This is a genomic window from Butyrivibrio sp. WCE2006 (assembly GCF_000701985.1).
Lineage (GTDB): Bacteria > Bacillota > Clostridia > Lachnospirales > Lachnospiraceae > Butyrivibrio.
Map to the genome: position 1 here is coordinate 1 of NZ_JNKH01000067.1, position 9,490 is coordinate 9,490.

At 38.4% G+C, this 9,490-nt stretch carries 7 protein-coding genes; 5 read left to right on the top strand and 2 right to left on the bottom strand.

Annotated elements, in window-relative coordinates; translation table 11 throughout:
- Positions 1 to 477 precede the first annotated feature (477 nt).
- From T501_RS18775 to T501_RS18795, 5 genes are all read left to right on the top strand, one after another.
- On the top strand, positions 478 to 921 hold the full coding sequence (locus T501_RS18775; protein WP_044916988.1) for a NifB/NifX family molybdenum-iron cluster-binding protein: 444 nt from the start codon (positions 478 to 480) through the stop codon (positions 919 to 921).
- A 398-nt stretch (positions 922 to 1,319) separates the two neighbouring features.
- Positions 1,320 to 3,338, top strand: coding sequence for a type I pullulanase (gene pulA, locus T501_RS18780; protein ID WP_242845578.1), 2,019 nt, complete (start codon positions 1,320 to 1,322; stop codon positions 3,336 to 3,338).
- A gap of 62 nt (positions 3,339 to 3,400) precedes the next feature.
- Positions 3,401 to 5,059 carry an AAA family ATPase gene (locus tag T501_RS18785; protein WP_044916990.1) on the top strand — a complete coding sequence of 553 codons (1,659 nt, stop codon included), beginning with the start codon at positions 3,401 to 3,403 and terminating at the stop codon, positions 5,057 to 5,059.
- 150 nt (positions 5,060 to 5,209) lie between these two features.
- Complete coding sequence (locus T501_RS18790; RefSeq protein ID WP_044916992.1) at positions 5,210 to 5,464, top strand: AbrB/MazE/SpoVT family DNA-binding domain-containing protein; 255 nt, start codon at positions 5,210 to 5,212, stop codon at positions 5,462 to 5,464.
- Entirely contained in the window at positions 5,451 to 5,870 is a 420-nt protein-coding gene (locus T501_RS18795) for a type II toxin-antitoxin system VapC family toxin (RefSeq protein WP_044916994.1), read from the top strand. Before T501_RS18790 ends, T501_RS18795 begins: the two co-directional genes overlap by 14 nt.
- Before the next feature lie 407 nt (positions 5,871 to 6,277).
- Here T501_RS18795 and T501_RS18800 read toward each other — a convergent pair whose 3' ends face one another.
- A complete protein-coding gene (locus T501_RS18800) occupies positions 6,278 to 8,005 on the bottom strand; it encodes an IS1634 family transposase (protein ID WP_044916996.1) in 1,728 nt (575 codons plus the stop codon).
- Positions 8,006 to 8,175: 170 nt separating this feature from the next.
- Entirely contained in the window at positions 8,176 to 9,054 is an 879-nt protein-coding gene (locus tag T501_RS22305; RefSeq protein ID WP_050008414.1) for a hypothetical protein, read from the bottom strand.
- Positions 9,055 to 9,490: the final 436 nt, after the last annotated feature.

Below are 9,490 nucleotides of genomic sequence, written 5' to 3' on the forward strand. Positions count from 1 at the left end.
CAGGTTTAAGCTTCCGATAAGTTTCTGCTATCGTAATTAAACAATAGAGTTCCACCATTTCCATATACAATCATACAACATTTATACTGATGAAGGCACCTCTCTATTAACATTAGGTGATTTCGTCTTTTTGTCATGCTTGTCAATTGTCAATGTGCAGTATAATAATATTTCTATAGCGATAAATTATGCTGAGGGTAGTGCAATAGCTTGGCTTTCGGAACTTATTGATGATGTATCATGCTAAAGTTAACCGAACATATCTTTGGCGTTGGTTAATTCATTCTAAAGTTAATGACATTGGTTCAGAGATTTAACTGATTACGGCATAGAATGATAAAAGGGGCAAAAGTGTTTTTTGCCCCTATTATCTTTATGGGGCGTGACCCGGTTGTGCTCGCGAAGCGTGCGAAATAGAAACCACCCGCTATGTGGGTGCGCGGTGTTTTTGGAAAATAGAAAAGGCGAGGTAGTATTATGGCATATTTAATTGCTGTTGCGTCATCAGATGATGTAAATGTTGATCTTACATTTGGGGCAGCAGCGGGCTTTACAATATATGAAGTAGAGGGGACAAGCTACAGAAAAAAGGAATACAGACAGGTTCCTAATGAAAGTAATAGTGCTGACGTTGGTGGAAATGGTTATGGCTGCGGAGGCGGAAATGAAGCAGGTTGTGGCACTGGAGGTGGTTGCGGCGCAGGAGGCGGATGTGGTCATGGAGGAGCACAGCCCAAAGTAGAACTCATAAGTGACTGCAGAAGCCTTGTTTGTAAGAAGATTGGATTTCAGGCACAAAAGCAGCTTGAGAAAAAGCAGATCGCAAGCTTTGATGTTTCCTGCAGCGTGGAAGATGCATTGACCAAGATTTCAACATATTTTGACAAGCTTGATAATCACAAACCATACAGGCGTGCATAGATTCCTGGTTTTCTTTAGAAAAAAAGGGAATCATATTGGACCAGGTCCTTGCAAAGCAAGGGGCGTGTCCAGCAGAATGCAGGATGTTGATGACAAAACTTATCAATTACAGAGTGTGAGAATTATTGTAATAAGCAGATGTGTATCCCATCATTTCTATCGAGGACGGACTTGATGAAGAAGATTCTGAGCCCGTAAACGGTAAAATGTTTACGGGCTCAAACTATTGCATTGACGAAATAATGTGAAACGTAGTACAATCTCCTGAGAAAACGTTTTCCAAAAAGACACAAGTACGCGGATAGACAAAGCGGCAGGCTAAAAGTATCCTCCACAACGGTCCAGGTGTGTAGTATGCGAATGACAAATACAAGAATGGAAAATAGGGAGTAGATATAGTGGCAGAGAATCAGTTGAAAAATGAAGCATTTAACACAGAAAATGCAGAAGACATCAAGAATCCAACGAATAATTCAATAATATATTCAACAAAAGAGTTCGAGGATAAATACACCTATGAAGGTGATGATCTGGGATTCGTTTACAGCAAGGAATGCACCACGTTTCGTGTATGGGCACCTACTGCAGAGGAGGTTTATCTTAATCTGTACAAATCAGGGAATCCCTGGGAGGATGATCTTTGCAGGAAGATTCAGATGACAAAGGATGTTAAGGGTACTTTTATAGTGAAGGTTCCCGGTGACATTGTGGGGACATATTATACATTCACGGCGGTTATTGATGGACTTAGTGTGGAAGCCTGTGATCCATATGCCAGAACTACCGGAGTTAACGGACAAAGAGCTATGGTTATAGATCTTGAATCCACTAATCCCGAGGGATGGGAAAGGGATGTTAATCCTCATGCAGAAGAGAAGATGAATGATGCTATTATTTATGAGCTTCATATCAGAGACTTTTCATCAAATGAGGCAGGCGGAATAGATAACCCGGGAAAATATATTGCTTTTGCACAGACAGGAACACATACTGCCGGTGGAAATGCTACAGGAATTGACTATATCAGGGAGCTTGGCGTAACTCACGTACACCTTCTTCCGTTTTATGATTTCGGATCTGTGGATGAAAATTCTTCATCATCAGAGCGCTTCAACTGGGGCTATGATCCTGTTAATTACAATGTTCCTGAAGGCTCATATGCGACAGATCCCTATGACGGACAGGTCAGAGTAAAAGAAGCAAAACAAATGGTAAAGGCTTTTCATGATAATGGACTTTCAGTGATAATGGATGTGGTCTACAACCATGTTTATGATGGAAAAGATTTCTGTATTAACAAATTAGTTCCGGGGTATTTTTCAAGGATAAATGCGGACGGAACATACTCTAATGGTTCGGGCTGTGGCAATGATACTGCTTCTGAGAGGTCAATGGTTCGCAAATATATAGTGGATTCAGTCTGCTACTGGGCTGATGAATATCATATCGACGGATTCAGATTCGATCTTGTAGGGCTTCTTGATGTAGACACAATAAATGAGATTGTAAGCAAGGTTCACAAGAAGCATCCTGATGTGATCTTTTATGGGGAAGGCTGGGACATGGATACAGATGTCACCAAAGATGGCGTAGTGATGGCGATTCAGCAATCATCTGTAAAAACTCCCGGTTTCGCATACTTTAATGACAATATGCGAGATGGATTAAAAGGCAGTGTCTTCATAACAGAGGAGACAGGCTGGGTATCAGGTTCACCCAAAATGGAGAAGAAAATGATAAAGTCATTTATGGCAAAAGAGGACTGGAGCAAAGAACCTTCCCAGATAATCCAGTACACATCCTGCCACGACAATAATACTCTTTATGATCGAATTGCTGTAGCAAGGACAGATGCAGACAGAGAGAAATTGATTAAAATGAATAATCTTGCTGCCACTTTTTATATGACAGCAGAGGGTGTGCCATTCATGCAGGCAGGAGAGGAGATATTAAGAACCAAAGTCAGGGAAGATGGAAGTTTTGAATCTAACAGCTTTAACTCAGGAGACAAGATAAATTGCATCAGATGGGAGAATCTCGACAAAGAGGAGTATCAGCAGAATCTTAAATATTACAAGGAACTCATCGCTTTCAGGAAAAAGCACGGACTCCTTCGCCTTAGTAGTTCTGAAGAAGTAGCAAAGAGAATAACTGCTGTGAAGAATCTTGATAAAAACGTGATCGCATTTGTAATGGATAACTCTGATAAGAAAGTTGAAGGAGAAACAGCGGAAGCTATTTTCCTTGCATTTAATCCCAATGAAAAGGAGACAACAGTTAAACTTCCGGAAGGCAACTGGGAATTATGCATATCAGGTTCTGAGGATACCTTAAACGATTTGTGTGATGAAAACAAGAAGCAGATAGTTTCCGGGAAAGTGAAAATTCCTCCAATTTCATCTGTGATACTTACTTAAATCAATTATCAAAATGTAATAATAATTGAATGCTCTTATCGATATAATTAGAGGTAACATTAATGGGAACTTATCTTAATTCTGGGAACACGCGCTTTAAACAAGCGATAGAATCTGAGATATACATAGATAAAACAGATTTGATAATGTATATTAATTCACTTGTTCTTACTGAACAAAAATATGTGTGTGTATCAAGACCTAGAAGATTTGGCAAAACAATTACGGCTAACATGCTTGCAGCATATTATGATAGGTATGCTGACAGTAGGGAGCTGTTTGAAAACAAGAAAATTGCAACAGATGGAAAAGAAATAGATCAATGGGATAAATATCTTGGAAAATTTGATGTTATCAAAATAATAATGACTGATTTTGTCAAAAAAGATAAATCTGTTGAAGAAATGCTAAAAAAACTCCAGCTGCTTGTGATGAGAGATGTTCTTAATCAATATTCTGAGGTGGATTTTTTTGATAGAGAAGACCTTATTCAGTCGATGTCTGACGTTTATGTGCAGACAGGACATCAATTTGTAATCATCATTGATGAGTGGGATGCAATCTTTAGAGAGAATAAATCGGATGATGAAGGTCAACGAGTGTATTTGGATTTTTTGCGTGATTGGCTTAAAGACAAAGACTATGTTGCGCTTGCTTATATTACAGGAATTCTTCCAATCAAAAAATATGGTAAGCATTCAGCGCTGAATATGTTTGATGAGTATTCCATGATTTTTCCTATGCAGATGGCGAAGTATACTGGATTCACAGATGATGAGGTAGATGATTTGTGTAATCAGTATGGAAGAAATCATGAGGAGATAAAAAACTGGTATGACGGATACGAAATGTATGGAATAATTCCGCCTAAATCAATGGGAGAGCAAAGTAGTAGCATCTCAGAAGAACCTGGTCAAGAAAAATGGTCGATATATAGTCCTTTATCAGTTGTGAAGGCAATTCAGACTGGTAGAATACAGAATTACTGGAATCAGACAGAAACATATCAGGCGTTGTCTGAGTATATTTGTAGAAATTACGATGGTTTAAAAGAAGATGTTGCTGTGTTAATGGCAGGAAACCGAATTTTTGTATCTATTGATAATTATCAAAATGATATGACCACTTTTCATAGTAAAGATGATATTTTTACTTTATTGATTCATTTGGGATATCTTGCCTACGACATTGATAAAAAAGAAGTCTATATCCCAAATAACGAAATACTAGCTGAATTTAAGGCGTCTACAAAGCAGGATGATTGGAGCGTTGTTTTCAAAGCTCTCGAAAATTCACAAAAACTACTTGAAGCAACCTGGAATAAAGATGCAGCTAAGGTATCTGAATTGGTTGAAAAAGCGCATGACAAAGCAAACAATAAAACCTATAACAGTGAAGCGGCCTTGAGTTATGCAATACAATTAGCATATTATAACGCACAGAATTATTACACTTTAATCCAGGAAATGGATACTGGTAAGGGATATGCTGATCTTGTATATATACCGTCTCCTAAATATCCAGACAAGCCAGTGCTTTTAATAGAGCTAAAATATGATAAAGATGCTGCAACAGCAATAGACCAGATTCGAAAACGTAATTATCCGGATAATCTTGAGAAGTATAAAGGGAATATTATTATCGTTGGTATAAACTATGAATGTGATGCAGGTAATAGGCAAGGTTATAAGCACCACGATTGTATAATTGAAGAAGCATAAAAATGAATGATAATAGTACATCCGAGGAATGTGATGATAGGTAAATTGTTCATAGATAGCAGATAGCTATTTGGCTACAGTTTTGTTTATTGAATTTTAATTTGCTTATTAGTGTATACGGTGTATACTAATTATATAGGAGGGACTCTTATGTCAGTTAAAGTAAGAAAAGTAGGCAACAGTTTTACAGTAACGATTCCTGCCGGATTTGTTGAGTCGCTGAATTTATATGATGGTCAGGAACTTGAGGTCAACGCATCAGAGCATGCTATTGAGTATAGGCCTTTAAAGACTGCGCCAAAGACAATAAACTGGGACGATTATGAGCCGGTATCAGACAATCTGAGGGATGGCATGACACCAGACGAATATGTTAGGAGCTTGAGGGACTATGACAGGGATTAAGACATATTTTGATACGGCAATTTTTATCTATGCGCTGGAACTTAAGATGAAAGAAGCCCGGGATCTTTTTACCGATGCATTGCAGCAAGGAACAGTAGGAACATCAGCGATAACAATAATGGAATATACCACAGGGTGCTTTAAAAATGGTACCAAGGAAGATATTGACAAGTTTAATAAGTTTCTTACAGATCTTATGTTTGAAGTAAAGAACGTTGACAGAGAAGTCGCAGTGGAAGCTGCAAGGATAAGAGCAGAGTACCCATCTTTCAAGCAGATGGATTCCCTGCAGATAGCAAGTGCTAATGTTGCGGGAGCAGATATATTTTATACAAATGATAAGCAGCTTTTACAGTTCAAAGATGATGGGATGAAGGTAATAAAGTTGGAGACAATCTCCGTTTAAGAATGCATAGAGAAAAAACCTCAGAGACTGCAAACTCTGAGGTTTTTACTATGTTGTCCAGCTAAGTAGTTACTTGTAGGGGTTATGATGTATCAGCGAGAAAACTCCTTCCGACATAATAGCCTTTCGGAATTGAAGGGCATTTAGACCATAAATAGAGGGGATTCGCCCCTAATGAACATTGTAAAGTAAATACTATCCCCAAAAGAAAGATGAAAGCGATGATTCTGTGATATATGTCCTAAAAAAGGCGTACTTTAACACAGCACCTGTTTTGAGTGACTTTTTTGATCAATGTGGTAGAATACTATCCTGTCTTTGACAGTTTAATACCAACTAAAGACGCCAAAAGCCTTAATACATCAGGCTCTTGGCGTTATTTTTGTGATTCTTGATATATAGTAATATTACCTTTGCTTGCTTTGTTTTTCTATAGTTCTCATATCAGCTTTAGTAATGAATTCGTAATCGGTTCTAAAACCGCATACTTTATGAAGGGCATCAGTAAGTTTATCACGAATGTAAGTTGGCATGTATCCCTGTCCTTTAATGTCTGCAAATTTCATTGATTTCAATTTATCCAAGATTTCTTCACAGGTGTATTTGTTTTCAAGTTGCTTTTCCAATAAACGATAAACAAGTAATGACAGGAAACATATCAGGAAGTGGGCTTCTATTCTGTCATCTCTTCTGATATAGACAGGTCTTGCAGCGAAATCTGTTTTCATGATTCTGAAGCATTCCTCGATCTGCCATCGTCCCTCGCTTACTTTCAAAATATCCTTAACATCATTGTCTATAAGATCCGTACAGACAGCGTAAAGACCGTCATATCTAGCTTCTTCGGCAACCTTTGTCTCGTCAAGATAGTAATGGATATCGGCAACTTCGCCATCTTCAGTACATGCATCCTTCCCTATAAAACGGGCTGGATCATTAGGGTTTTTACGATTCTTTTTTAGCTTTCCTTTGTTGATCATGGCCTCGGCACGTTGTACCTGAGCTTCCCTGATTGCCTTTTGATAAGCTGCATATTTGGGCGAATAGGTGATTATGAGTAGCTGATCGATATTTCCGCTGATATAAGGGATTTCTTTGTAGTACAACTCATCAGAATCAGTACTTTCAATTTCTGCAGCAGAAACCTTTTTATTATCCGAAAGCCTTTTAAAACCATCTTTACTCAGTGCGAGTTTTTTGTTTTCTGCATCAAGCTTTTTTATTGACTGGGTGACGATAAACGCTCGTTCTCCTAGGTGGTTAAATTTGCGATTATCGGTTGAACCAAGGCCGGCATCGCTACAGTAAATAAACTTATCATGACCGAACTGCTGAAGGATTTTTGATTCTAAAGGCTTTAATGATTTTTGCTCATTCTGATTCCCACCAAAAATTGAAAATGCCAGAGGAATACCGTCTCCATCAATGAAAAGTCCCATCTGAACGATTGGGTTAGGCCGATGTTCCTTGCTTTTGCCATACTTTTTATTACCATCTTCTTGTTCAATTTCGAAATAGAAGTTAGAGCAGTCGTAGTAAAGTATTCGATCATTTCTTTTACCAAAATAGTTGCTGTTCTTAAAAACTTCAGACTGGATAAAATCCGATTCTTCTGCAAGTACTGATAATGCTCTGTAGATATCATGAAGTTCGTATGTAGGAGCTTCAAGGGATGACTGGGCAGCTTTATATGCAGAAAGTTTGCTACGTGGATCAAGGATGCGGTTATAAACCAGGTCAGAAAGAATGGCATTTAAATCGTATTCGTACTGATGACGTTGTTTGATTGTTTTACAGATCTTATCCAGCTGGAGCTTGTAGTAAACAGCCTGAGGAAACAGATAACCGCCTTCAAATAGTTTGCGCTGTGCATAGTCTAATTCTTTATCTGCGTGGAAAACAACCTGAACAGACTTTGTTTTGCGTGCCTGTTTGTACTTCTTGGTTTCGGCAGCAACTTCGCTGCGGCACCAGGCAATAACATCATCACGAGTTGGGCCATGATCCTTTATTAATTCTGAAAGTGTGCCGAGTTTACGGACAGTAGCAGTGGTGCTTTTTCCAGAATTATCAATAAAGGATTTGGAAATATAGAATGATTCTGAATTCTTGGACTTTGAGATTGTAAGTTTCATGAATAGTATCCCCCCAGCCCTTATTATACCACAAATCACTATATATCACTATATATTAAAAAATATTATTTGACAAAAAAATACAGACCAGATGTGGTCTGCAACTATTTTTGATATGATTTAGGTGTCAAACTCCCGTGGTAGAATACTATCAGTTGATCAACTAAACATCAGGCGGCTTGAGCGAATATATCTTTGATAGGGTTATCGGATTGAGCTTTGCCCCAGGCATCTAGATGCTGACACATCATGATGCAATAGAGGCGGCAGTACCACATCTTTGTAGATTGGTGCCTGCCGTTTTCTAATTGGTAGTCAATCTTTTCACGCTTATTGCACCTTTCTGAAGAAGTACGCTTGTTGTATTCTAACTTCCATTCCTTTGAATCTCTTGCCGGAACAGTAAATATACGAGGATTTTCCTTTGTGGGGACATGGACTACAAGGCCATAGTCAGAGTCGGAACACTTATAATCACAGTGTATGCCGTCACAATGAGAGCAGTTAGGACATCTGAACTTGTATCGCATCCTTGATTTTTCGTAGCCATCACGGATCATTTTAAGTCCGGCCTGGCAAACAGGAATGCCATCTTTACCAATGGTGTAGGTATCCCTATACTTGAAATTCAGACCTCCTCGTTCATTGAGGTCGATGATTGCGGCAATGGAGTTTTCCTGACAGAACTTGTATATAGCCATAACATCATGTGCTGAATCAAGTAGAGCCTCTGTGACATTTGCTTCTTTGAGAAATGCTTTCATGGCATGGTAGGTATAGCATAGCCCAAAGGAATCGTGCATAGATGCTCTGTTAAGAAGAGGAAATACCGGGAGGTCATTTTCAGAATCCGCGGCTGTGAACATGTACATATCGTATCCGTAGTAGAACAAGTGCCTTGAAGAATCATAGCCACAGTCAGTATCTGGTTGGGAATACCAGCGATTGCAGGAACAGTTTCTGTCCTTGCAATTACAAAGCTTCCGGTATCTGTTTCTGGCTGAAGTTACTACTTCTGTACCATCACCTGAAAGGACGAGTTTATCCATGTCAATAAGCCCAAGATCAGATGAATGCCTAAGGAAGACATAATAACTAATAAGATGACTAAATTTAGAGATTGTCTAAAGTAATTATAGGAAGGAAAGATTCTGTGCTTTTAATTTGGTAAAATTAATAACATGAAATAAATAGTGAAAATAATAAAATTGCTATAAAATATTGGGATTATTTATACCATCACTTGTAAACTGTGCTATAGTATATCAATGTCATTTACTTTAGCAGATTTTCGTAAATAACGAAGATCTGCTTTTTTCTTACCCCTAACAAAAATTATTATGAAAAATAGTTGACAAGCCGTTCAAAATGCGCGGCCACACTCGTTACTGATGCTGTTTAGAGGTAACGAGTGCGGCCCTTGTAGTGAAGGCATAAACGTTACTTTCACTACAAGGAGGCACTTATATGAAACATTCTGACGCA